Annotated in this window: 24 protein-coding genes, 1 tRNA gene and 1 other RNA gene; 14 read left to right on the top strand and 12 right to left on the bottom strand. The window is 66.5% G+C overall.

Annotated features, from left to right (window positions below; all coding sequences use genetic code 11):
* The first annotated feature begins 51 nt into the window (after positions 1-51).
* From KAK09_RS06825 to KAK09_RS06815, 3 genes are all read left to right on the top strand, one after another.
* Entirely contained in the window at positions 52-501 is a 450-nt protein-coding gene (locus KAK09_RS06825) for a phasin, PhaP (RefSeq protein ID WP_210878173.1), read from the top strand.
* Positions 502-651: 150 nt separating this feature from the next.
* Entirely contained in the window at positions 652-1203 is a 552-nt protein-coding gene (gene phaR, locus KAK09_RS06820) for a polyhydroxyalkanoate synthesis repressor PhaR (protein ID WP_210878172.1), read from the top strand.
* Between the two features lie 6 nt (positions 1204-1209).
* A complete protein-coding gene (locus KAK09_RS06815; RefSeq protein ID WP_210878171.1) occupies positions 1210-2175 on the top strand; it encodes a LysR family transcriptional regulator in 966 nt (321 codons plus the stop codon).
* Here KAK09_RS06815 and KAK09_RS06810 read toward each other — a convergent pair.
* Entirely contained in the window at positions 2170-2625 is a 456-nt protein-coding gene (locus KAK09_RS06810; protein ID WP_210878170.1) for a nucleoside deaminase, read from the bottom strand. The two genes, KAK09_RS06815 and KAK09_RS06810, sit on opposite strands and share 6 nt — an antisense overlap.
* Positions 2626-2688: 63 nt before the next feature.
* Between KAK09_RS06810 and KAK09_RS06805 the strand changes: the two genes are divergently transcribed.
* Positions 2689-3486, top strand: coding sequence for a pseudouridine synthase (locus tag KAK09_RS06805; RefSeq protein WP_210878169.1), 798 nt, complete (start codon positions 2689-2691; stop codon positions 3484-3486).
* 85 nt (positions 3487-3571) lie between these two features.
* Here the strand turns inward: KAK09_RS06805 and KAK09_RS06800 are convergent, their stop codons facing one another.
* A complete protein-coding gene (locus KAK09_RS06800; RefSeq protein WP_210878168.1) occupies positions 3572-4264 on the bottom strand; it encodes a metal-dependent hydrolase in 693 nt (230 codons plus the stop codon).
* Positions 4265-4387: 123 nt separating this feature from the next.
* Here KAK09_RS06800 and gatC point away from each other — a divergent pair, with 123 nt between their 5' ends.
* From gatC to KAK09_RS06770, 6 genes are all read left to right on the top strand, one after another.
* Positions 4388-4675 carry an Asp-tRNA(Asn)/Glu-tRNA(Gln) amidotransferase subunit GatC gene (gene gatC / locus KAK09_RS06795; RefSeq protein WP_210878167.1) on the top strand — a complete coding sequence of 96 codons (288 nt, stop codon included), beginning with the start codon at positions 4388-4390 and terminating at the stop codon, positions 4673-4675.
* Positions 4676-4677: 2 nt separating this feature from the next.
* Positions 4678-6165, top strand: a complete 1488-nt coding sequence (gatA, locus tag KAK09_RS06790; RefSeq protein WP_210878166.1) for an Asp-tRNA(Asn)/Glu-tRNA(Gln) amidotransferase subunit GatA — start codon at positions 4678-4680, stop codon at positions 6163-6165.
* Between the two features lie 36 nt (positions 6166-6201).
* Positions 6202-6924, top strand: a complete 723-nt coding sequence (locus tag KAK09_RS06785; protein ID WP_210878165.1) for a hypothetical protein — start codon at positions 6202-6204, stop codon at positions 6922-6924.
* Positions 6921-7616 (top strand): N-acetylmuramoyl-L-alanine amidase, encoded by a 696-nt coding sequence (locus KAK09_RS06780; RefSeq protein ID WP_336244432.1) that lies wholly within the window; start codon positions 6921-6923, stop codon positions 7614-7616. The genes KAK09_RS06785 and KAK09_RS06780 overlap by 4 nt, the downstream gene beginning before the upstream one ends.
* A gap of 12 nt (positions 7617-7628) precedes the next feature.
* An RNA gene (rnpB, locus tag KAK09_RS06775) (RNase P RNA component class A) lies at positions 7629-8055 on the top strand.
* 37 nt (positions 8056-8092) lie between these two features.
* Positions 8093-8596: a DUF2244 domain-containing protein gene (locus tag KAK09_RS06770; RefSeq protein ID WP_210878164.1), complete on the top strand. Its 504-nt coding sequence runs from the start codon at positions 8093-8095 to the stop codon at positions 8594-8596.
* Positions 8597-8614: 18 nt separating this feature from the next.
* Here KAK09_RS06770 and KAK09_RS06765 read toward each other — a convergent pair whose 3' ends face one another.
* The 3 genes from KAK09_RS06765 to KAK09_RS06755 form a co-directional block, all read right to left on the bottom strand.
* Positions 8615-10531 (bottom strand): cation:proton antiporter domain-containing protein, encoded by a 1917-nt coding sequence (locus KAK09_RS06765; RefSeq protein WP_210878163.1) that lies wholly within the window; start codon positions 10529-10531, stop codon positions 8615-8617.
* Positions 10532-10569: 38 nt separating this feature from the next.
* Positions 10570-12732 carry a hypothetical protein gene (locus KAK09_RS06760; RefSeq protein WP_210878162.1) on the bottom strand — a complete coding sequence of 721 codons (2163 nt, stop codon included), beginning with the start codon at positions 12730-12732 and terminating at the stop codon, positions 10570-10572.
* A 189-nt stretch (positions 12733-12921) separates the two neighbouring features.
* Complete coding sequence (locus tag KAK09_RS06755) at positions 12922-14202, bottom strand: O-acetylhomoserine aminocarboxypropyltransferase/cysteine synthase family protein (RefSeq protein WP_210878161.1); 1281 nt, start codon at positions 14200-14202, stop codon at positions 12922-12924.
* Positions 14203-14284: 82 nt separating this feature from the next.
* Between KAK09_RS06755 and KAK09_RS06750 the strand changes: the two genes are divergently transcribed.
* On the top strand, positions 14285-14698 hold the full coding sequence (locus KAK09_RS06750) for a VOC family protein (RefSeq protein ID WP_210878160.1): 414 nt from the start codon (positions 14285-14287) through the stop codon (positions 14696-14698).
* A 159-nt stretch (positions 14699-14857) separates the two neighbouring features.
* On the opposite strand, the gene KAK09_RS06745 is transcribed toward KAK09_RS06750, so the two are convergent.
* Both KAK09_RS06745 and KAK09_RS06740 read right to left on the bottom strand, forming a co-directional pair.
* Positions 14858-15859, bottom strand: coding sequence for a hypothetical protein (locus tag KAK09_RS06745; RefSeq protein WP_210878159.1), 1002 nt, complete (start codon positions 15857-15859; stop codon positions 14858-14860).
* Between the two features lie 65 nt (positions 15860-15924).
* Positions 15925-16008 (bottom strand) — tRNA-Tyr (locus KAK09_RS06740).
* Between the two features lie 108 nt (positions 16009-16116).
* Here KAK09_RS06740 and rlmB point away from each other — a divergent pair.
* From rlmB to KAK09_RS06725, 3 genes are all read left to right on the top strand, one after another.
* Positions 16117-16893 carry a 23S rRNA (guanosine(2251)-2'-O)-methyltransferase RlmB gene (rlmB, locus tag KAK09_RS06735; protein WP_210878158.1) on the top strand — a complete coding sequence of 259 codons (777 nt, stop codon included), beginning with the start codon at positions 16117-16119 and terminating at the stop codon, positions 16891-16893.
* 210 nt (positions 16894-17103) lie between these two features.
* Entirely contained in the window at positions 17104-17577 is a 474-nt protein-coding gene (locus KAK09_RS06730; RefSeq protein WP_210878157.1) for a CoA-binding protein, read from the top strand.
* A gap of 72 nt (positions 17578-17649) precedes the next feature.
* Positions 17650-19062 carry an FAD-binding oxidoreductase gene (locus KAK09_RS06725; protein WP_210878156.1) on the top strand — a complete coding sequence of 471 codons (1413 nt, stop codon included), beginning with the start codon at positions 17650-17652 and terminating at the stop codon, positions 19060-19062.
* Here KAK09_RS06725 and KAK09_RS06720 read toward each other — a convergent pair.
* Genes KAK09_RS06720 through KAK09_RS06700 form a run of 5 tightly spaced genes read right to left on the bottom strand, consistent with a single transcriptional unit; the run spans position 19059 to position 22100 of the window.
* Positions 19059-19412: a hypothetical protein gene (locus KAK09_RS06720; protein ID WP_210878155.1), complete on the bottom strand. Its 354-nt coding sequence runs from the start codon at positions 19410-19412 to the stop codon at positions 19059-19061. The genes KAK09_RS06725 and KAK09_RS06720 overlap by 4 nt on opposite strands.
* Before the next feature lie 31 nt (positions 19413-19443).
* The gene (locus tag KAK09_RS06715; RefSeq protein WP_210878154.1) at positions 19444-20127 is read right to left on the bottom strand and encodes a TerB family tellurite resistance protein; all 684 of its coding nucleotides are present in this window, start codon (positions 20125-20127) and stop codon (positions 19444-19446) included.
* 44 nt (positions 20128-20171) lie between these two features.
* Positions 20172-20651, bottom strand: coding sequence for a GNAT family N-acetyltransferase (locus KAK09_RS06710; protein ID WP_210878153.1), 480 nt, complete (start codon positions 20649-20651; stop codon positions 20172-20174).
* Positions 20648-21253: a VOC family protein gene (locus KAK09_RS06705; RefSeq protein WP_210878152.1), complete on the bottom strand. Its 606-nt coding sequence runs from the start codon at positions 21251-21253 to the stop codon at positions 20648-20650. Before KAK09_RS06705 ends, KAK09_RS06710 begins: the two co-directional genes overlap by 4 nt.
* A 55-nt stretch (positions 21254-21308) precedes the next feature.
* Positions 21309-22100, bottom strand: a complete 792-nt coding sequence (locus KAK09_RS06700; protein WP_210878151.1) for an inositol monophosphatase family protein — start codon at positions 22098-22100, stop codon at positions 21309-21311.
* Positions 22101-22265: the final 165 nt, after the last annotated feature.

Below are 22265 nucleotides of genomic sequence, written 5' to 3'. Positions count from 1 at the left end.
CAGTTGCAAAACACAGCGGATGCCCCCGCTTCAACTGAAAGGACGAAGATCATGACCAAGACCCAGGACTTTACCGCCGTGTTCAAGGATTTCCTCGGCGCGTTCCCGGTTGACACCAAGGCGATGGAAGACGCCTTCAAGAACCAGGCCGCCCTGAACGAGAAGCTGTCGGGCGTTGCCCTCTCGGCCGCCGAGCAATCGGCTGAAATCTCGAACAAGTGGGCCAAGGAAACCCTCTCCAGGCTGAGCGATATCTCCAAGGCCAAGACCGAGCCGGCCGACTATGCCAAGGCGATGACCGATTTCGCGTCGGCAAATGCCGAAGTGGCCGCCGAGAACCTCGCCGCCTTCGCCGAAGTCGCGAAGAAAGTGCAGATGGAAACCGTCGAGCTGCTCCTCGCCGCCGGCAAGACCATTCAGGAAGACGCCGCCAACGTCGTCAAGAAGGCCACTGATGACGTGACGGCCGCGACCAAGAAAGCGACCACCGCCGCCAAGTGATCGGCCACGGTCGGATTTGCCAGGCTGTCCCTTTCCCCTCCCAAGCGGGACAGGCCCTGCGCAGGGCGAGCCTTTACGGCTCGCCCTTTCTTTTTGCTGCGCGCGCGTCTAAGCTGCGGCGCAGCACTGCATACCCTGGGAGGGTTCGCCTTGGCCGATACGAAAAAACCGCTGCTGATCAAACGCTACGCCAGCCGCCGCCTCTACAATACCGAGACATCGGATTACGTCACGCTTGAGGATATCGCCACCTTCATCCGTGAGGGGCGCGAGGTGCAGATCATCGACCTCAAGTCAGGCGATGACCTCACCCGCCAATACCTGCTCCAGATCATCGCCGAACACGAGAGCCGCGGCGAAAGCGTGCTGCCGATCAACGTGCTCAACGATCTGGTGCGCAGCTACACCACGCAGGCCACCAGTATCGTGCCCGAATTCCTCGCCGCCAGTTTCGAGATGCTGCGCGACGGGCAATCGAAACTGCTCGAGAACATGACCAAGGCCAATCCGTTGGCCGCGATGCCCGGAATGGAGGCGATGCGCGCCCAGCAGGAGGCGTTCATGAAGGCGATGACCGGCGGGTTCAGCGGGCTTGCGGGCACTGCACCCCGGAAAGAGTCCGGCGAGGAGGCTGAGGATCTCGACGAGATCCGCAAACAGCTTGCCGAGTTGCAGGCCAAGCTCTCCAGGCTCGGCAAGTAGGCCGCCATGGGCGAGAGCAGGGGGCGGATAACCCTCTGGGGGATCGAGGTGTTCATGGCCGCTGCCGATGAACGCTCGATCTCGGCTGCCGCCCGCCGCCTTGGCGCCAGCCCCTCGGCGGTCAGCCAGCAACTCACCAACCTCGAAGGCGCGGTCGGCGCGACGCTTCTGCAACGCAACGCGCGCCCCATCCGCCTCACGCCCGCGGGCGAGATCATGCACCGCCGCGCCCAGGCGATCCTCGACGAGGCGGCACAGGCGCGGGCCGAACTCGCGATGTCGCATCTCTCGACGCTCACCCGTTTCCGCCTTGGCACGATCGAGGATCTGGAGGCCGATGTGACGCCGCATCTGCTCACCCACATGGCGGACGACCTCAAGGGCTGCCAGTTCCTTCTGGAAACCGGGGCAAGCCATGACCTCTACGACCAGCTTGATGCGCGCACGCTCGACATCATCGTGGCGTCAGAGCTTGGCGAAGGCGATGACTGGACAGAGGTGCACCCCGTCTTGCGCGAATGTTTCGTGGTGGTCGCCCCAAAAGGCGCGATCCGCCCCGAGCGCGAACTTCTGCGCGAGCTGAAGCGCCTGCCACTCATCCAGTATACCCAGCGTCATTACATGGGTCGGCTCATCTCGGCCCATCTGGCGCGCGAAGGTCTCAGCCTGCCCTACCGGTTCGAACTTGACAGCTACCACTCCATTCTCGCGCTGGTCGGGCAGGGCACCGGCTGGTCGATCCTGACGCCGCTCGCGCTCATGCGTGCGCGCCGCTTCGCCGATCAGATCGACGTCATGGAACTGCCGCTTGCGCCGCTCACCCGCACGATCAGCGTGACCGCGCGCAAGGGCATCCTGCAGGACATGCCGGCCAGGATCGCCGCGCGGCTGAAGCCGGTGCTGCAAGAGGCCGTCGTCGCGCCTGCCATTGCGCGCCACCCGTTCCTTGCCTCGGGGCTGACGCTGCTATAACCCGCGCCGCTCGGCAAAGAACCCGCGCAACAGCACCTCGGCCTCACGCGCGGCGATCCCGTCATAGACCTCCGGCACATGGTGGCATTGCGGATGGACAAACACCCGCGCCCCCTGTGCCACCCCGCCCGACTTGGGATCGGCCGCCCCGTAGTAAAGCCGCGCAATCCGCGCCACAGAGATCGCCGCCGCGCACATGGCACAGGGCTCCAGCGTCACATAAAGGTCATGACCGGGCAGCCGCTCCGACCCCGCCGCCGCACAGGCCAGCCGCAGCGCGAGAATTTCCGCATGGGCCGTCGGATCGCTCAACTCCCGCGTCCGGTTGCCCGCCCGCGCCACGATCCGTCCCGTGGGCGCAACCACGACCGCGCCCACGGGCACCTCGCCGCGCCGGGCGGCGGCCTGCGCCTCATCAAGCGCGGCCTGCATGTGGCTGCGAAACCCCATGATCCGCTTGTCGCCCGCGCATCGCCCTTTCGCAAGCCCCGGCTTTGCGCTATGCGCGCCCCCATGAACAGCACATCCCCAGAGGGCGAGCGCATCGCCAAGGTCATCGCCCGCGCCGGACTTGCCAGCCGCCGCGATGCCGAGCGCCTGATTGCCGAGGGCCGCGTCACCGTGAACGGCCAGAAGATCACCTCGCCTGCGCTCAACGTCACCGCCGCCGATCGAATCGTGGTGGATGGCCGCGCGCTCGACGCCCCCGAACCTGCCCGTCTCTGGCTTTATCACAAGCCCAAGGGCCTTGTGACCACCAGCCGCGATGAAAAGGGCCGCCCCACCATCTATGACGACCTGCCCGAGGACATGCCCCGCGTGATGAGCGTGGGCCGACTCGACCTCAACTCCGAGGGGCTCTTGCTGCTCACCAATGATGGCGCGCTCAAAAGGCGGCTGGAACTGCCCTCGACCGGCTGGCTGCGCCGCTACCGCGTGCGCGTGAACGGCACGCCGTCGGACACCACATTCGAGCCGCTGCGCAAGGGGCTGACCGTGGACGGCGAGCGCTTCCAGCCGATGACCGTCACGCTCGACCGGCAAAAGGGGGCCAATGCCTGGATCACGGTGGCGATCCGCGAAGGCAAGAACCGCGAGATCCGCCGCGCGATGGAGGCGATAGGTCTCGTGGTCAACCGCCTCATCCGCCTGTCCTATGGTCCCTTCCAGCTTGGCAAGCTCGTCCCCGGCGCGGTCGAGGAAATCCGCGCCCGCGTGCTGCGCGACCAGCTTGGCCTCACTGCCCCCGATGCCCCCGCGCCGCTCAAGCCCAAGGCCAAACCGCAACGCAGCCGCCGCCCGCGCCCCTGATTTCTTCTGGCTGAAAATATCCCGGGGGTGTGGGGGCTGGCCCCCACTTGAACCTGCGTGTGGGGGCCGTGCCCCCGCTCGGGCCTCAAATCTCGATCGCCGCCATCACCTCCGGCTCGATCACCTTCACCCCCGGCAGCGCCTTGATAAGCGGTGCCGCCGACTGCTCCAGCAGTGGGAAGGTGCGGTAATGACACGGGATCACCACCTTGAAATCAAAGAAGGTTTTCGCCGCATAGGCGGCGCGCGCCATGTCCATTGTGAAATGCCCGCCCGCGCAGAGAATGCCGATATCGGGGTGGTGCAGGTCGTTGAACACGCCCATGTCGGCCATCACATCCGTGTCGCCCGAGACATAGATCACCCGGCCCTCGCCCGCGATCATGTAGCCGCATTCGCTGCCCACCACCTGCGGCCCCTCGGGCGTGGCGATCGAGGTGGAATGGGTGGCGTGTACCATCGTCACCCGGACGCCGCCCAGATCGACCGTGCCACCCTTGTTGAAGCCCGTGGTCTCGATCCCTTCGGCCTCGGCCCAATGGGACATGAGATCGTATTGCCCCACCACCGGCACGCCCAGCTGCTTCGCCAGCGGCAGCACATCGGCCACATGGTCGAAATGCGCGTGCGTCAGCAGGATATGCGTGGCCCCTTCGGTCGCCGCCGCGTGGCTTTCTTCCGCCAGCATCGGGTTGCCGTTGAGCCAGGGGTCGATCAGCAGGACCTGCCTGCCGATCTCGATCCGGAACGAACTGTGGCCAAGCCAGGTGATGCGCATGAGGGGCTCCTTCCCGTGTTTCGCGCTCAGCCTAGCAGACCCGCCGCCGCTGAAAACCCCCGCCCGCTTGCCTCTGCCGCGTCGCGCGGGTAAACGCATCCCGACCCGATCAAGGAGGGCTGCATGTCGATCGATCTCGAGACCGCCGCCAAGGTGGCCAAACTCGCCCGCATCCGCGTGGAAGAGGCCGCGCTGCCTGCGCTTGCGCAGGAATTCAACACCATTCTCGGCTTCATCGAGCAGTTGAATGCGGTCGATGTCGAGGGCGTCGAGCCGATGACCAGTGTCACGCCCATGCGCCTCAAGCGCCGCGCCGATGTGGTGACCGACGGCAACCGGCAGGCCGAAATCCTGTCGAACGCACCCGATGCGCGCGAAGGCTTCTTTGCCGTGCCGAAAGTGGTGGAGTGAACATGACCGACCTCAACACACTGACCATCGCCGAGGCGCGCGACGCGCTGCGCCGGGGCGAGGTGACAAGCCTCGATCTGACCGACGCCTGCCTTGCCGCCATCGAGGGGGCGGGGGCGCTCAATGCCTTTGTCCATCACACTCCCGATCAGGCGCGCGATCAGGCGCAGGCGGCGGATGCGCGGATAGCCAAGGGCGACGCGCCCGCGATGTGCGGGATTCCCCTGGGCATCAAGGATCTGTTCTGCACCAAGGGCGTGCCCTCTCAGGCCGCAAGCCGCATCCTGCAAGGGTTCAAGCCGGAATACGAATCGACCGTGACACAGAACCTGTTTGACGCAGGCGCGGTCATGCTGGGCAAGCTCAACATGGACGAGTTCGCCATGGGGTCGAGCAACGAAACCTCCTGCTATGGCAATGTGATCAACCCGTGGCGACGTGGCAACGACGCCACGCCGCTGACCCCGGGCGGATCTTCCGGCGGTTCCGCGGCGGCGGTGGCTGCCGATCTCTGCCTTGCCGCGACGGGGACGGACACCGGCGGCTCGATCCGCCAGCCCGCCGCCTTCGCCGGCATCACCGGCATCAAGCCCACCTATGGCCGCTGTTCGCGCTGGGGGATCGTGGCCTTTGCCTCGTCGCTCGATCAGGCGGGGCCGATGACAAAGACAGTGCGTGACGCGGCGATCATGTTGGGGGCCATGTGCGGCCATGACCCCAGGGACAGCACCTGCGCCGACCTGCCCGTGCCGGATTTCGAGGCGATGCTGTCGGGCGACATTCGCGGCAAGGTGATCGGGATTCCGCGCGAATACCGCATGGACGGTATGCCCGCCGAGATCGAGAAGCTTTGGGTAGACGGGGCCGCGATGCTGCGCGACGCCGGTGCCGAGATCCGCGACATCAGTCTGCCCCACACCAGATACGCGCTGCCCGCCTATTACGTCATCGCCCCTGCCGAGGCGTCTTCGAACCTCGCGCGCTATGACGGGGTGCGCTATGGCCACCGGGCGAAACTCGCGCAGGGCGACGGCATCACGGAAATGTATGAGAAAACCCGCGCCGAGGGCTTCGGACCAGAGGTGCAGCGCCGCGTGATGGTGGGCACCTATGTTCTGTCTGCAGGGTTCTACGACGCCTATTACAACCGCGCGCGCAAGGTCCGCACCCTCATAAAGCGCGATTTCGAAGAGGTCTTCGCCGCCGGTGTCGATGCGATCCTGACACCCGCCACGCCCTCGGCGGCCTTCGGCCTTGGCGAGATGACCGATGCCGACCCGGTGCAGATGTATCTCAACGATGTGTTCACCGTGACGGTGAACCTTGCGGGCCTGCCGGGAATCGCGCTGCCTGCCGGCCTCGACCGGCAAGGGCTTCCCTTGGGGCTGCAACTCATCGGGCGGCCCTGGGAAGAGGGCGATCTGCTCAATACCGCCTATGCGCTCGAACGCGCGACGGGGTTTGTGGCCAGGCCCGCGAAATGGTGGTAACACTGGCCCGTTAGGCTGGTCTTCAGGATGTACCAAATGCGCGTTACTTCTGTACTTGTTGTCCTCGCGGCACTGACGGCCTGCGCACCGGGGATCCCCGATAGCGGGGCGGGTGTGGGCTTTGGCGACTATAACGAATACCTGCGCCAGAAGGCCGCGCGAGAGGCGGCGCTGACCGGCAATGCGTTGCCGCCACCCAATTCCGTGTCGTCCGAGCCGCTGAGCGCCGGAGCCGCCCCCGCCTCCGAGGCCGAACAGCTTGCCGCCGATACGCGCGCGGCTCTCGGGGTCGATCCCGCCACGGGCCGCGAAGCGGTGCAGGCCAGCCCATCGAACCCGCCCCCGGCGGTGGTAAACGCAGCTGGAATCTCGCGCGAGAACTATTTCGAGGCGGTCGATGCCGAACGCTCGATCGAAGAGGATGCCGCCCGCATCGCGCAGAACCGCGCACAATATCAGGTCATCCAGCCAGAGGCGATCGGTCCCCGACCCGGCGATGTCGGCCCCAATATTGTGGCCTATGCGCTGGGCACCAGCCATACGCGCGGCACACAGATATATCGCCGCATGGGCGTCAACCTGCCGGCCAAGGCTGAACGCGCCTGCCGTGCCTATCCGTCTGCCGACCAGGCGCAACTCGATTTCCTGCGCCGGGGCGGGCCGGAGCGCGACCGCCTCGGGCTTGACCCGGATGGCGACGGCTATGCCTGCGACTGGGATCCAGAGCCCTTCCGCCGGGCGGTGCGGAACCGAGGGTGACGGGGACGGTCCTTTCCTGTCCCTCTCCCAACCATGGTCCGCGCCGAGACGGCGCGCGCCCCGACCTGATCGTGCTGCATCACACTGCCATGACCAGTGCCGAGGCGGCGCTGGAGCGGCTATGCGATCCGGCGGCAGAGGTCTCGGCCCATTACCTTGTCTCGGAACGAGGCGTGATCTGGGGGATGATGCCCGAGGAGTTGCGCGCCTGGCATGCCGGGACCGGGCGTTGGGGCAGGGTAAGCGATGTCAATTCGCACTCCATCGGAATCGAGTTGGCCAATACCGGCGTGCATCCCTATCCCGCGCCGCAGATAGCGGCGCTGCGGTCGCTCATGGCCGGGATCATGGCGCGCTGGTCCATCCCACCCGCCCGGGTTATCGCCCATTCCGACATGGCGCCCGCGCGCAAATCCGATCCGGGGCCGCGCTTTGACTGGCGCGGGCTGGCGCGTGACGGGCTGTCGGTCTGGTCCGACGCGGCAGGGGAGGGGGTGAACTGGGGCGCGTTCCTGCGCGATGCCGGGCGGTTCGGCTACGCCATTGGCGACAATGCGCCCGAGACTGTGCTTGGTGCCTTTCGCCTGCGCTTTCGCCCGCATGCCAGCGGCCCGCTCGACGGCACCGACTGCGCGCGCATGGCCGATCTTGCCGCGCGCTTTCCCGTTGACCGGATGCCACCGAGCGCCTAAGTCGGGCAATGCGCGGAGGGCCGGATGGCCGCGGCATCCCCTCAAGGGGTGACGAGGAAAGTCCGGACTCCACAAGACAACGGTGCCGGGTAACGCCCGGCCGGGGCAACCCGAGGGAAAGCGCCACAGAGAACAGACCGCCCAGCCGGCTCGGCCCTGCCGACGCGGCTGGGCAAGGGTGAAACGGTGGGGTAAGAGCCCACCGCGGGACGGGCAACCGGACCGGCACGGCAAGCCCCACCGGGAGCAATGCCGAATAGGGATCGCGCGCGGGGACCGGTCCCGGACCATGGTCCGGGATACCGCCCGCAGGCCATGTCTTGGCCTGGCGATCCGGGTAGGCAGCCAGAGGCGCGCGGGCAACCGCGTGCCGAGACGAATGGCCATCCAAGGGGGCCTGCCCCCTGGACAAAATCCGGCTTACAGGCCCTCCGCGCGCTCTTTTCATTTCCCGCAGTCAGGCTAGAACTGTCGCCATGCCGTATCACTGGAGCGCTCCGCCACAGGGGGCAGAGAACGAGATCACGCTTACGCTCTGGCCGCACCGCTCCTTGCCGCGCCGGGGCTTTGCCGCTTTTGTTCTGGCAACCTTCGCGCTGATCTGTATTCCGCTCTTGCCGCTTCTGGGCACGGTGGTGCTGTGGGGGATGCTGCCGTTCCTGCTTTTGGCGGTGGGCGGTATCTGGTGGGCGCTCGAAACCACCTATCGCAGCGCGCGCATGAGCGAGGTGCTTACGCTCGGCCCCCAGGAGGTGCACCTGCGGCGGATCGAGGCGAAGGGGGGCGAACGCGACTGGCATTGCAACCGTTATTGGGTACGCGTGCATATGCACGCGACCGGTGGGCCGGTTACGCATTACGTCACGCTCGCGGGCAATGCCCGCGAGGTCGAAATCGGGGCCTTTCTGTCCGAGGACGAGCGAAAGGGGCTTTATGACGATCTGTCGCGCGTCCTGACAGCGGCGCCGCGTGCCGGTTGATGCTCGGACACCGTCCCGTCAGACGTCCCGCGCGGGGGGGGCGGCTGCGGCCCGCGGCCCGGTTTCTTCAAGCTGCGACAGAAGCATGGTCTGCAATTCCGCCTCCAGATCGCGCGCCCGTTTGATATAGGCGGCGTTCTCGAGCGTCGGTATGTTCGGATCCCAGAGCGAGGCCAACTCGCGCACCGATTCGCGGTCATGGCGATAGAAGGTCCGTTCTGCCTCGGCCGCCTCGTATTCGGTCAGTCCCACGTTCTCGAGTACATAGCGCCCCGCACGCAGGGAACTGTCAAAGACCTCGCGCACGATGTCATTGGCCCCGGCCTGATAGAGCCGGAACACATGAGTGCGGTCGCGCGCGCGCGCCACGATATGCAGATCGGGTCGTTCGCGGCGGGCGAAACTGACCAGCCGCACGCAGGCATCCGGATTGTCGAGCGCGGCGACGAGGACGCGCGCCTGTTCAAGACCGGCGGCATGGAGCAGGTCGGGTCGCGTCGGATCGCCGAAAAAGCCCTTGACCCCAAAGCGCCGCATCCGCTGGATCGCACCCAGATCGTGATCAAGCACCACGGTGTCGAACCCGCTTGAGCGCACGAGCCGGTTGACCACCTGCCCGAACCGCCCGATTCCGGCGATGATCACCGGGCCGGTACTGTCGATTTCGTCGGCTTCGGGCGTATCGCCCCCCTCCTGCATGCGTCGCGACAGCCAGTCATAGACGAGAAACAGCAGGGGCGTGATCAGCATGGTCAGTGCGATCACCAGAAGCAGAACCTCGCCCATGCCGCGCGGCAGCACGTTCTGCTGATCGGAAAACGCCACAAGAACAAAGCCGAATTCGCCCGCCTGCGCCAGCGACAGGGTGAACAGCCAAAGGTCGCGCCCGCGCAGCGTAAAAGCCCGACCAAGAATATAGAGGATGACCCCCTTGGCCAGGATTACCGCCCCGGCGATGCCAAGGATCGTGAAAGGCGCGCTTGTGAGCACGGCAAAGTTGATCCCCGCGCCCACGGTGATGAAGAAAAGCCCAAGCAACAGGCCTTTGAAGGGTGCCAGGTCGCTTTCCAGTTCGTGCCGGAATTCGCTGTTGGCCAGAACCACCCCGGCAAGGAACGCGCCAAGCGCGGGCGAAAGCCCCACCAGCATCATCAGAAATGAAATCCCCACCACGATCAGAAGGGCAAGTGCGGTATACATCTCGCGCATCCGCGCGGCATGGATGAAGCGGAATACGGGCCGCGTCAGGTAGATGCCGGCAAGGATGATCGCCGCCACCGCGCCCACGGTGACCAGCGTCGCCCCCCAGCCGGGCAGACCCGCGATAAAGTTCTGTGCCGCCTCGTGGGCGGCGCCGCCCGTCGGGGGCGCGCTTCCCGCACGATCCCGCGTTGCGCTGAACACCTGCTCGACGGTGCGTGGAAGTGTCAGCAGCGGCAAGAGCGCCAGCATCGGGATGACCGCGATATCCTGCGTCAGCAGCACCGAAAAGGCCGAGCGCCCGCCGCCTGTCTGCATCAGCCCCTTCTCGTTCAGCGTCTGGAGCACGATCGCGGTGGACGAGAGCGCAAAGATCATGCCCACGGCAAGCGCCACGGTCCAGACCTGCCCCAACCACATCGCTGTGACCATCACCGCCACCGTGGTCAACCCGATCTGGAGCCCGCCCAGCCCCAGAAGCCGGTGGCGCATGTTCCAAAGCGCGCGCGGCTCAAGCTCCAATCCGATCAGGAACAGCATCATCACCACGCCGAATTCGGCCATGTGCTGCAACTCGGCGGTCTCGTGCCCGCCCACAAGCCCCAAAACCGGGCCGATGACGATGCCCGCTGCGAGATAGCCGAGCACCGAGCCAAAGCCCAGCCGCGCGGCGATCGGCACGGCGATGACCATGGCCATCAGAAACACTGTCGCCTGAAACAGGAACACGTCCATGGGTCGACCTATCCTTGTGCGGGAGAGGACACCGCGCCTCAGCCCTTGGGCATGCGCAGGACAACGTCGCGGCTGCCCTTGCGATAGCGCAATTCATCATTGCCGATTGCCGAGACGCGCCCGCCGTCGATTCTGTCGCCCACCTGCACCTTCTGATAGCGGCCATTGGCAAGGCGCACCAGCGCGCGGCGGTTGGTGGGCGTGCCATAGACCCCGATCAGGTTGACCTGCCGCAGATTGACCGCATTGCGGGAGGTGGCCTGTTGCGCGATCGAGGCCGAGGTGGGGATGCGCGGTGCGGCGGCGGCGGTGCGGGTCAGCTCGGGTTCGCCATCCTCGATATCGGCCTCGGGGGTGGTCTGGCGCGTCGGAGCCGGGGCAGCTGAGGTCCGGGCTGCGACACGCAATTGCTCGGGGCGCAGGCGCGGCTTGAGCGAACTGGCGACGGCCTGTTCCGCGGCCTCGGCAATCGCCGCGTCGATCGCCTCGGTATCCGGGCGCAGCGCGGTGGCCAGCGTGGTGGGCCGCTGCCGCGGGCGCAACACTGCAAGTTCGGTTCGGCTGCGCCCGCCAAGCGCACCGCGTTCCTGCTGTTCGATCAGGTTCTCGGGGCGCGGACGCGGGCGAATGCCCGAAAGCCGCTCGCGCGCGGCAAGCGCCTCGGGCGTCGGCGTCAGGTCCGGGATCGGCACGGCGCGCACCGGCATGGAGGCGGGGCGCAGCGGCGGCGGTCCTGTGCGCACCAGCACGCCGCTTGGGGTCAGTGCCCCCTCGGGCGTCGCAGTGACAAGGCCGCGCGCGTCCAGCGCGAAGCTCTGGCCCGGCAGGGGCGCACGCGCGGGCGCTGGTGGAGGGGCATCGGCGACAAGCTCTCTCGCAGTCGGCAGCGCGACTGCATCGCCAAAGCGCAGCCCCTCGTCGATAGATGTCTGATAGAACGTGTCTAGGGTATCGCTCGGCGGCTCGGCCGGGGGCGCTGGCGCACGGGGCCAGATACCGGTGGCGGCATAGCGCGCAAGGGCCTCCTCGGGCGTGCGCGGCTCGGACCATTGTGGGGCGCGGGGCTGCGGCGCAGGCGCGGGTTGTTGCTCTGGCTCAGCGTCGGGCAGCGTGGCAACCTCCGGAGCGGGCGCGTCGCGCGTTGGCTCGGGGGCGGGTTCTTGCCCCGCCGTGGCGACAAGGGGCGCGGGCGTGGTGGGTTGCGGAAGGGACCGGGCCAGTTCCGGGATATCCGGTGTCACCGCGATCTGCGGTTCGGACCCGCGCAGAAGTCGCCCGAGGCTGCTTTCAGGATATATAGAGGCGAGGGCCGCGACGCCGATCATCAGAAGCACGAGCGCGGCAGTCAGAGCCAGCGCCAGCGAGCGCGATTTACGGGGCGACGGCTGCTTCTGGCTGCGTGCTCCGAAAATGGTCAGGCGCTCGGCCTCGTTCTCGGGAAGCGGAAGGGCGAGCGAGACCACAGGGACCGGGGCGGCTTGGGGCGCAGTTTGCGGTTCAGGGATACGCGGCGCCAGGCTGGCCATGGCAGCGCCGGACAGCGCGCGCACCTCGGCCTCGGGGAGCGGCGGCGCCGGGGTGAAGCGCGCCACGCCGCCCAGCCTTGGCGCGGCGGCGACAGGCGCGCCGCATTCGGCGCGAACGCTGGCGAAGACAAGCGCCCCGTCGTTTGGGTGGTCGGCTTCCGCGAGGGCGGGTGGTGCCATCTCGCGGGCCTCGGCGCTTTCGGCGGGGCCAAAGAACGGCTCACCATCGAACAGACCCGGGTCGGGTCTGGCGACAAAGCCGGTCGGGTTGAACCCGTGTTCAAGCGCAAAAGCCTCGGCCTCCTCAAGGGTTTCGCGTGCGACGGCGGCCACCTGAAGGCGCGTGCCCGATACGTTCCAGTCGAAGGCGAGATCGGCCAGCGCATAGGGCGTGGCCCCATCGAGCGCATCCGCCGCGGCCGCATCATAATCGCCGTGCGGCGCAGAGGCGGCGGGCAGGTCAAGATAGCGGATCTGTTCTTCGGGGATGATCAGCTTGGTCGCCATGCCCGACGGGTCAAGCGCCATAGCCTGCGCGCGCAGCGCCGCAAGATTATCCGACAGGTCTGCGCTGTTCAGCGCCACCTCACCCACTTGTGTCCAGTCCGCATCCCCCGCCCGATGCAGGAGCGCGATGCCGTCAAACGAAAGGCTGAGGGCAAAATTCGGTTTCATCACTGCTTTCTTCGCGCGCACCACTACCAGAGTCGACACTTACGCCGTTCAGTCTAGAGCATGTCGCATTGAATTGGAAATACCTGTGCCGGCCTTGAGCCTGGGCGGGAACAACCCGAAACAGATGCGACACGCTGCAAGGCCAAACATCACGGCCGCGCGTGGTTGCACGCGCGGCGCGGTTCGCGCTCAACCGCCGGCGCGGGCCAGCGCCTGATCGAGGTCGGCGATGATGTCGGCTGCATCCTCGATCCCGATCGAGATGCGCACTACATTGGGCGCGGCGCCGGCGGCTTTCTGCTGCTCGGGCGTGAGTTGTCGATGCGTCGTCGAGGCGGAGTGGATGACTAGACTGCGCGTGTCGCCAAGGTTGGCGACGTGGCTGAAGAGTTCCAGCGAATCGACAAACCGCACGCAGGCGTCATAACCACCCTTGAGCGCCACGGTGAAAAGCCCGCCCGCGCCCTTGGGGCAGATCCGCGCCACCCGGTCATGCCAGGGCGACGACTTGAGCCCGGCATAGGTGACACTCTCGACCGCCGGATGTTGCTCGAGCCAGCCGGCCACGCGTTCGGCATTCTCCACATGGCGCTGCATTCTGAGCGAAAGCGTCTCGATCCCCATCAGCGTGTAGTGCGCCGCCTGCGGGTTGAGCGTCATGCCCAGATCCCGCAGCCCCACCGCGATGCCGTGAAAGGTGAAGGCAAGCGGCCCGAAGGTCTCGTGGAACTTGAGCCCGTGATAGGCTGGTTCAGGTTCCGACAGCGAGGGGAACTTGTCCGAGGCGGACCAGTCGAACTGGCCTGAATCCACCACGCAGCCGCCCGTCACCGTGCCGTTGCCGGTCAGGTATTTGGTCATCGAATGCACGACCAGCGTCGCACCATGCTCGATCGGGCGGCACAGGTAAGGCGTGGCCGAGGTGTTGTCCACGATGAGCGGTAGCCCGGCGCGATCCGCCAGGCCCGCCACCGCGTCGAGATCGGTGATGTAGCCGCCGGGATTGGCGATGGATTCGCAGAACACGGCGCGCGTGTTCTCGTCAATCGCGCCCGAGATGGCGTCAAGATCGTCGAAATCGACGAATTTCGCAGCCCAGCCGAAGCGCCGGATGGTCTGGCTGAACTGCGTCACCGACCCGCCGTAAAGGCGGGTGGACACGACCACGTTGCAGCCCGGCCCCATCAGCGGGAAAAGCGCCATGATCTGCGCCGCGTGCCCCGACGAGCAGCAGACCGCCCCGGCACCGCCTTCGAGCGTGGCCATGCGCTCTTGCAGCACGGATACGGTGGGGTTGGTCAGGCGCGAATAGATATAGCCCACCTCTTGCAGGTTGAAGAGCGCCGCCGCGTGTTCGGCATCGCGAAAGACATAGGCCGTGGTCTGGTAGATCGGGGTTTGCCGTGCGCCGGTCGCTGGATCGGGCCGCGCGCCCGCATGTATCTGCAATGTATCGAAACCATAGGCCATGAGGCGCTCCTCCTTGCGAAATGCTTGTGTTCCGGGTTACGGCATCCGGGCGGACCACGCAACGGTCCGGGGGGGAAGAGACATGCCGAATCCGTTCCATCTGGCGATCAACGTGACTGATCTGGACGCCGCGCGCGCCTTTTATGGTGGGGTGCTGGGGGCGGTCGAGGGGCGTTCGACCGAAACCTGGGTGGATTTCGATTTCTTCGGCCATCAGCTCTCGCTGCATCTGGGCACGCCTTTCGCCACCGAGGCCACCGGCAAGGTGGGCAATCACTTGGTGCCGATGCCGCATTTCGGCGTGGTGCTGCCGCTGCCGCTCTGGCGCGATCTGGCGGCGCGGCTCGAACTGGCGGGTGTGGATTTCGTGATCCCGCCCTCGGTACGCTTCGAGGGAGAGCCGGGCGAGCAATGGACCATGTTCTTTCGTGATCCTTGCGGCAACCCGGTCGAGGTCAAGGGCTTTGCCGATATGGGCGCGGTGTTCGCGGGGTGAGGCGGGCGCAGGCATCACCCGCTTGGCGCCCGTCATCCCCGCGAAGGCGGGGATCTCGCTGCACCAGTAGATCCTCGGGTCAAGCCCGAGGATGACGGGCGCGGGATGTCAGGAGATCCTCCGGTCGAGCCGGAGGATGATATGCATCGACATCGCCCCTCAGCGCATCCAGAACCCGTTGCGTTTGATCGCGTTGCGTATGACCTGTTCGCGCGGCGGCAGGTTGTCGCGATCGAAGAGCGCGCGCACCTTGATCCCCCGCCCCTGATAGATCATTCGCTTGATCGGATCGTAGTCCTTGAGAACCTTCTTGATCCGATGGGGCGCGGTCACGTCCTCCAGCACCTTGACCACATGATCGCTCTCGCGCGCATAAAGCAGCGGCAACGTGCGGTAATGGCAGGTCACGTCGCCATCCAGACGCCCCTTGGGCAGCGTGTCGCGCCCGCCGCCGAGGCCATGGATGACCAGAGGCAGTGCCACCTGGTCGAGCCAGGGATCGAGCGACTGACAGACAAGTTCCGGTGGCGGATCGTCCCGGATCGCCACCGCATAATCCAGAAAGCGCTGCCCGAACACGCGCGGGCAGCGGTAAAAGAAGAAGCCCGCGTTGAAGTAGAGATACCGCTTCCAGTATTCGTCGGGTTGGCTCAGGTCCAGCGAGCTTTCATAATCGAGACCGAACCTGTCATAGAGCGATTTCCAGATCGCGCCGTAGCCGGGGCCGTAAAGCTCGATCTGCGGCCATGTCCCCTCGCGCCGCAGCGACGCGGTGGGGCGCGCGAAATCGAACGGCACCTGCGCAAGATCCCCTGTCACCAGCGTGTCGGTGTCGAAGAACACGAAGGGCGCGCCCTCGGGCAGGGACAAGAGCGCCTCGATCTTGTTGCCATAGGGGTAGGCATGGCCGAAGTGGCGGCTGTCGAAGGGCACGATCTCGGCCCCGAAGCCGTCGAGCAGAGCGCGCGTCCCGTCATCCTTTATGCGCGGATCGTTGGGCCAGAGCGGGCCGGGCTGTGGCTCTGCGACAAGAAGGCGGCCCGCGAACCCTGGTGACATGGCCCGCAGCGAGGCGGCAAAGATCACCGCCTCATATTGCAGCCGCCCGCCCTGCGCGACGATCACGATGTTGAACGCGCCCGGTTTGGCCGGTGTCGCCATGCCTCTGCCCCCGCCTTTTGCGCTGCACTATAGGCGCGGGGGTGGATTGTCAGAAAGGGGGAAAGTGGTGGGCGACCTAGGAATCGAACCTAGCGTGCGTCTCCGCGAGGGAGTTACAGTCCCCTGCCACACCTTGCGGCCTGTCGCCCACGTAACGGGCGTCATAAAATCGGCGCGTCGGGGCGTCAACCGGAAAATCGCTTGCATGACAGGGCGCGCGCGTGTCATTGCCCGCGCCGGACAGGAAAGGGCGCGCGATGAAGAAACCCCGCTGGGTGATCGACAAGGAACAGGCGAAAAAGACCGCCGCCGCCGAGACGGTCTGGCTTTTCGGCCTGCACGCGGTGCGCGACGCGCTGGAAAACCCGCGGCGCGAACGGCTGCGCCTCATCGTCACGCGCAACGCCGCCGACAAGCTGGCAGAGGCCATCGCGGCAAGCGGGATGGCCCCCGAGATCGCCGACCCGCGCCGCTTTTCCGCGCCGCTCGATCCGGCGTCGGTGCATCAGGGCGCGGCGCTAGAGGTCAAGCCGCTCGACTGGGGCAGTCTGGCCGATGTGGCGTTGCGCGACGGCCCCGGCGCGCCGCGTCTGGTGCTGCTCGATCGCGTGACCGACCCGCATAACGTGGGCGCGATCCTGCGCTCGGCCGAGGTGTTCGGCGCACGCGCAGTCATTGCGCCGCGCCACCATTCCACGCCCGAGACCGGGGCGCTCGCCAAGACGGCAAGCGGCGCGCTGGAGCGGCAACCCTATCTGCGGGTGCGCAACCTCGCCGATGCCATCACGGAATTGCAGGGCATGGGCTATCTCGTGCTCGGGCTTGCGGGCGAGGCCGAAACCGATATTGAAACCGCGCTTGAGGGCCGCCGCGACCGGCCTGTGGCTCTGGTTCTTGGCGCCGAGGGGCCGGGGCTGCGCGAGCGGACCCGCGAGAGCGTCGATATGCTGGTGCGGATCGACTTTCCCGGCGCGTTCGGGTCGCTCAACGTCTCGAACGCTGCCGCGGTGGCGCTTTATGCCGTGCGCGGCTGAGGGGCGGTGCGCGCGGGGCGAAGGGACGAAATTGCGGTCACAGCTTCTTTACAGCCCCTTTTTATAGCTGAGATCGGACCTATATCTGTCTTAGAAGCGCCGTAGACGGAACCTCGGTGCTTCGTATCACTGTCCCTCGTTCCGCGACTGGCGCCCAAGCATTGACTTGGGCGCTTTTTTCTTCTCCGGTATCGTGATTGACTGCGCCCCATGAGCGAGACCTACAGCGATTCCTTTCTGCGTGATATCCTCACCCGCACGCGGCGCGTGGCGGTTGTGGGGGTGTCCATGAACCCGGTGCGCCCGTCCTACTATGTGGCGCGTTACCTGTCCCTGAAGAAATTCGACGTGGTGCCGGTCAATCCCGGCCATGCGGGCGAAATGCTCTTCGGGCAAAAGGTGGTGGCGCGGCTGAGCGACATAGAGGGAGGCGTGGACATGATCGACATCTTCCGCCGCTCCGAGCACGTGCCGCCCATCGTCGACGAGGCGCTCGACCGCTTTCCCACGCTGCGCACGGTCTGGATGCAGATCGGGGTGGAACATGAGGCCGCCGCCGAGATGGCGCGGGCGCGCGGCGTCGATGTGGTGATGAACCGCTGCCCCAAGATCGAGTATCAGCGGCTTTTTGGTGAGTTGCGGATGGGGGGCTTCAACACCGGTGTGATCTCGTCGAAGCTCTGAACGGGACATGAGTATTTTTGGAACGATGAAGCCGGGGCTTTTCCAGATTCCCGGCCATAAGAGTTGAAAAGCATGAGCCATATATCCGCCACGCCCGAGTTTCTGGCCGCCCTGCCTCTGCCGCCCGCGGCCCTGCGCGAGGCCGCGCCGTGCTATTTCGAGGAGCCGCGCGGGCGCTGGAAGGGTCAGGGCCTTGTGGTGGCCCCCCAAAGCACCGAGGAGGTGGCGTCGGTGGTGCGTGCCTGTGCGGCCGCGCGCGTGCCGGTGGTGCCCTATGGTGGCGGCACCGGGCTGGTCGGAGGGCAGATTTCGCCGGGCGGCGCGGTGCCCGTGATCCTGAGCCTTGAGCGGATGCGCGCGGTGCGGGGTCTCTGGCCAGAGGAGAACGTGATCGTGGTCGAGGCGGGCGCGATCCTTGAAGAGGTGCACGGCGTGGCGCGCGAGGCCGGGCGGCTGTTTCCGCTGTCCATCGCCGCCAAGGGATCGGCGCGGATCGGCGGGCTGTTGGCCACCAATGCGGGTGGGGTCAACGTGCTGCGCTACGGCAATGCGCGCGATCTGTGCCTTGGGCTGGAGGTGGTGATGCCCGACGGGCAGGTGTGGCATGGGCTGAAGCGGCTGCGCAAGGACAATACCGGCTATGACCTGCGCAACCTGATGATCGGGTCCGAGGGCACGCTGGGGGTGATCACCGCCGCGGCGCTGAGGCTCTCGCCGTTGCCTGCGGGTGAGGGCACGGCGTTTTTCGTGGTCGAGAGCCCGCGCGCGGCGCTCGATCTGCTGAGCCTTGCCCGTGACCACCTTGGCGAGGGGGTGAGCGCCTTCGAGTTGATGCATCGGCAGGGGCTGGAATTTCTTGCCGAGACGCTGCCCGGGATCCGTCAGCCCTTTGCCGAGCGGCCGGAATGGTTCGTGCTGGTCGATGTGGGGCTGGCGCGCGGGCTTGATCCGGCGGCCGCGCTGGAGTCCTTGTTCGAGGCAGGGATGGCGGCGGGTCTGGTCAGCGACGGGCTGATTGCGCAGTCCGAGGCGCAGCGGCGCGAATTCTGGGAGGTGCGCGAGCAGACCCCCGAGGCCAACCGGCGCATCGGTTCGGTCAGCTCGCATGACATCTCGCTGCCGCTTTCGGCGGTCCCGGATTTCATCGCGCGCGGGCGGGCGGTGATCGCCGGAATCGGTGCGTTCCGCATCAACTGTTTCGGGCATCTGGGCGATGGCAACCTGCATTACAACGTCTTTCCCATGCCGGGGCAGAGCCGCGCCGACCACATGGCCGAGCGCGACACCATAAAGCGGATGCTGCACGATCTGGTGCATGAGATGGGTGGATCGGTCAGCGCCGAGCACGGGATCGGGCGGCTCAAGGTGGATGATCTCGAACGTTACAGCGATCCGGTGAAGCTTTCGGCCATGCGTGCGATCAAGGCGGCGCTCGATCCGTCAGGCATCATGAATCCCGGTGCCGTCCTGCGGTCGGAGGATTAGATCTCCACCTCGCCTTCGGGCAGATCGTCCTTCAGCTCCTGCGGGGTCTTGCGGCGGATGATGATGTCGCCATTGGGCAGCACCTCGGGCGGGTGATAGGCGCTCAGATCGCCGATCTTGTCCATCATCTCGCCAAGCGCCGGCCCCATCCGTTCGACAAAATCGCGGATTGCCGGCTCGATCTCGTCCGCGCGTTCGCGCAAGGAGTCGAGGGCGGGGCCCATCTCGCGGCGGATACCTTCCCAGAACAGCCGCGCGCCCTCTTCCATCAGCGAGCGGCCCTCGCCCTCCTGCGCGGGCGCGGGCGCGGCGGGGAGCGTGAGCGCGAGGATGAGGGCAAGCCGTTTCATGGGGGTAAGATAGGGCAGGTGCCGGGCGGTTTTAAGAGGCGCGCGCGGCGCTGATCTCTTCCCAGGCGCGGTTGATATCCTTCAGGCGCTTTTCCGCCAGCAGCACCGCCTCTTTGGGCACGCCGCGCGCCTGCATCCGGTCGGGGTGGCAATCGCGCACCATCTGCCGCCATACGGCGCGGATCTCCTTCATCGGCATATCCGCCGTCACGCCAAGAACCGACCATGGGTCGGGCAAGGCCTCGGGGACGAAACGCGCGCGCAGCGCGCGGAAATGCCGTTGGGGCAGGCCGAAAATCTCGGCCACCCGTTCCAGAAAGGCATCCTCGTTGGGGTGATAGATCCCGTCGGCCATTGCGATGTGGAAAAGACCTTCCATGAGATCGCACAGCGTCTCGGGGGCACCGTCGAACATGCGCGCGATTCGCGCGGCGTAATCCTCGAACCCGGCCACGTCCTGCCGTGCGAGGTTGAAGACGCGGGCGGCGTTTGGTTCTTCCTCGGGTGGAATCTGGAACACCTCGCGAAAGGCGGTCACCTCGTCGCGGGTCACAAGCCCGTCGGCCTTGGCCATCTTGGCCGAGAGCGCGATCACCGCGATGGTGAAGGCGACGCTGCGTTCGGGCGGGGTGCGCAGAAGGTCAAAGACATGGGCAAGGCTCTCGCCATTGGCGAGCGCCTGAAGCGCCTCTGTGATACGGGTCCAGATCGACATGGGCGCAGACTATCGCGGAACGCGGGCGGTGTCAGCGCAAACCGTCAGAAGGTTTTCTGCAAAAGCACGAGATCGAGCCATTGCCCGAATTTTCGCCCGACCTGCGGCAAATGGCCCACGCGGTCAAAGCCGATCGCCCTGTGAAAGGCGATGGCCCCCGGATTGGCCCCGCTCACGGCACCGACAAGGGCGTGAATGCCCTGCCCGCGCGCCGCCTCTTCAAGCCGCGTCATAAGCGCGCGCCCGATGCCCTGCCCGCGTGCCGGCCCGGACAGGATCACCGTGTGCTCGGCGGTATGGGCATAGCCGGGGCCGCCGCGAAACGGGCCGTAGCTGGCAAAGCCAAGGAGCGTGCCGATGCTCTCAGCCACCAGAAAGGCCGGGCCGCGCGCGGCGATGTCGGCGGCGAGTGTTTCGGGCGTCTTCTCGATGGTGGTGAAGGTGATCGACGTGTCCCGGATCAGCGGGTTCCAGATGGCGAGGATCGCCGGGATGTCCGCAGGCGTGGCAGGACGCAGGATCATTCGAGCACACGGCTCCCGTGCGGCGTGGTGATCTCGGCCCGGAGTGCGGGCGTGCCGGGTTCGATCACGACGCGCGGGTCGGCAAGGTCCGATAGAACGTCCCGCAGGGCCACCGCGTCGGGATGGGCGATGACAAGGCGCGTCAGCCGCGCGCCCGAGGGCGCAAGGCGCTGCGCCGGATGCGCCGTGCCCTGCCATTCGATCAGCGCCGGAAAGAGGTTGTCGAAGGGCAGGATGCCGCTTGCGGGCACGGCCATGCGCCAGCGCAGATCGCCGCGTTCAAGCGCAAGCGGCGTTCCGGCATCCGGGTGGCGGGTGAGCGCGGCGTCGAGGTCATCGACGCGGGCGATCCATGTGCGCAGATGCGGAGGGCCTTGCAGCCGGTCCAGATCGAACCAGCGCGCACGATCCGGCGCGGGTGCAGCGGGGTCGATGGCAATGGCCTCCAGATAAAGCCCGTCCTCAAGCCCCAGAAGCCGGTTATGGGTGCCGAAGCGCGCGTGTGCCCCGCCCGCCTGCAAGGGCAGGCCAAGGGCGGCCTCAAGATGGGTCGCCGCCGCCTCAAGGCTCTCGCCCGCGACCGCGAGGTGATCGAGTTGCATGACTGCTCTCCCGCGCCAGTGACGCGGGGATGTTTGCCACGCGCCTCGCGCCCTGTCACGCCCCGTTGCGGATCACCTTGGCGAACTTGTCGAAAATCTTCTCGTTGGCGGCGATCACCTCGCCATCGTCCAGGATATTGCCGCCCGGCGTCAGCGGCTCCACCAGCGCGCCCGCCTCGCGCGCGATGATGACACCGGCGGCCAGATCCCAGGCGTTGAGCCGCCGTTCCCAGAAGCCGTCATAGCGCCCGGCGGCCACATAGGCCATGTCGAGCGCGGCCGAGCCCCAGCGGCGCACACCGGCGCAGGCGGGCAGGAGACGCGCGAGATCCTGAAGCGTCTCGGGCAGGTCGGATCGCCCGCCAAAGGGCAGGCCGGTGGCAAAGATCGCCTCGATCATCTTGTTGCGCCCCGAGACGCGCAGACGCGTCTCGTTCAGCCAGGCCCCCGTGCCCTTTTCGGCAAAGAACGCCTCGTCCTTGACCGGGTCATAGATCACGCCGGCCACCACCTCGCCCTTGTGTTCGAGCGCGATGGAAACGGACCAGTGCGGCAGGCCGTGCAGGAAATTCGTGGTCCCGTCCAGCGGATCGACGATCCAGCGGCGGGTGGGATCGGTGCCCGGCTCCTCGCCACCCTCCTCGGCGGCCCAGCCGTAATTGGGGCGGGCGGAGGTCAGTTCGGATTTTATGATCTTCTCGGCGGCGATGTCGGCGCGGCTCACGAAATCGCCCGCGCCCTTCATCGACACCTGAAGGTTCTCGACCTCGCCGAAATCCTTGACAAGCGAGCGTCCGGCCTTGCGCGCGGCCTTGAGCATCACGTTGAGATTGGCGCTGCCTTGCATGTCGGGCTCCTTTGCGGTCAGGGCGGGGCTATACGCCGGGGCGCGGTCGCGGGCAAGGGGCCAACAGGATTGCATGGCCAGCGGCCCCGCCGGCGTCTGTCCGTGCGTGCGGTCCGGTTCCTGTTGGCATTACCCGCATAAGTGGTCTAAACACCCCATCACACA

Source organism: Roseovarius autotrophicus (assembly GCF_018069895.1).
Lineage (GTDB): Bacteria > Pseudomonadota > Alphaproteobacteria > Rhodobacterales > Rhodobacteraceae > Roseovarius > Roseovarius autotrophicus.
This window is presented reverse-complemented; position numbering and strand designations above follow the sequence as displayed.

Coding starts and splice junctions, on each gene's coding strand:
- KAK09_RS06825 (WP_210878173.1), top strand. CDS start 52: ATGACCAAGACCCAGGACTTTACCGCCGTGTTCAAGGATTTCCTCGGC.
- KAK09_RS06815 (WP_210878171.1), top strand. CDS start 1,210: ATGGGCGAGAGCAGGGGGCGGATAACCCTCTGGGGGATCGAGGTGTTC.
- KAK09_RS06810 (WP_210878170.1), bottom strand. CDS start 2,625: ATGGGGTTTCGCAGCCACATGCAGGCCGCGCTTGATGAGGCGCAGGCC.
- KAK09_RS06805 (WP_210878169.1), top strand. CDS start 2,689: ATGAACAGCACATCCCCAGAGGGCGAGCGCATCGCCAAGGTCATCGCC.
- KAK09_RS06800 (WP_210878168.1), bottom strand. CDS start 4,264: ATGCGCATCACCTGGCTTGGCCACAGTTCGTTCCGGATCGAGATCGGC.
- gatC (WP_210878167.1), top strand. CDS start 4,388: ATGTCGATCGATCTCGAGACCGCCGCCAAGGTGGCCAAACTCGCCCGC.
- gatA (WP_210878166.1), top strand. CDS start 4,678: ATGACCGACCTCAACACACTGACCATCGCCGAGGCGCGCGACGCGCTG.
- KAK09_RS06785 (WP_210878165.1), top strand. CDS start 6,202: ATGCGCGTTACTTCTGTACTTGTTGTCCTCGCGGCACTGACGGCCTGC.
- KAK09_RS06770 (WP_210878164.1), top strand. CDS start 8,093: ATGCCGTATCACTGGAGCGCTCCGCCACAGGGGGCAGAGAACGAGATC.
- KAK09_RS06765 (WP_210878163.1), bottom strand. CDS start 10,531: ATGGACGTGTTCCTGTTTCAGGCGACAGTGTTTCTGATGGCCATGGTC.
- KAK09_RS06760 (WP_210878162.1), bottom strand. CDS start 12,732: ATGAAACCGAATTTTGCCCTCAGCCTTTCGTTTGACGGCATCGCGCTC.
- KAK09_RS06755 (WP_210878161.1), bottom strand. CDS start 14,202: ATGGCCTATGGTTTCGATACATTGCAGATACATGCGGGCGCGCGGCCC.
- KAK09_RS06750 (WP_210878160.1), top strand. CDS start 14,285: ATGCCGAATCCGTTCCATCTGGCGATCAACGTGACTGATCTGGACGCC.
- KAK09_RS06745 (WP_210878159.1), bottom strand. CDS start 15,859: ATGGCGACACCGGCCAAACCGGGCGCGTTCAACATCGTGATCGTCGCG.
- rlmB (WP_210878158.1), top strand. CDS start 16,117: ATGAAGAAACCCCGCTGGGTGATCGACAAGGAACAGGCGAAAAAGACC.
- KAK09_RS06730 (WP_210878157.1), top strand. CDS start 17,104: ATGAGCGAGACCTACAGCGATTCCTTTCTGCGTGATATCCTCACCCGC.
- KAK09_RS06725 (WP_210878156.1), top strand. CDS start 17,650: ATGAGCCATATATCCGCCACGCCCGAGTTTCTGGCCGCCCTGCCTCTG.
- KAK09_RS06720 (WP_210878155.1), bottom strand. CDS start 19,412: ATGAAACGGCTTGCCCTCATCCTCGCGCTCACGCTCCCCGCCGCGCCC.
- KAK09_RS06715 (WP_210878154.1), bottom strand. CDS start 20,127: ATGTCGATCTGGACCCGTATCACAGAGGCGCTTCAGGCGCTCGCCAAT.
- KAK09_RS06710 (WP_210878153.1), bottom strand. CDS start 20,651: ATGATCCTGCGTCCTGCCACGCCTGCGGACATCCCGGCGATCCTCGCC.
- KAK09_RS06705 (WP_210878152.1), bottom strand. CDS start 21,253: ATGCAACTCGATCACCTCGCGGTCGCGGGCGAGAGCCTTGAGGCGGCG.
- KAK09_RS06700 (WP_210878151.1), bottom strand. CDS start 22,100: ATGCAAGGCAGCGCCAATCTCAACGTGATGCTCAAGGCCGCGCGCAAG.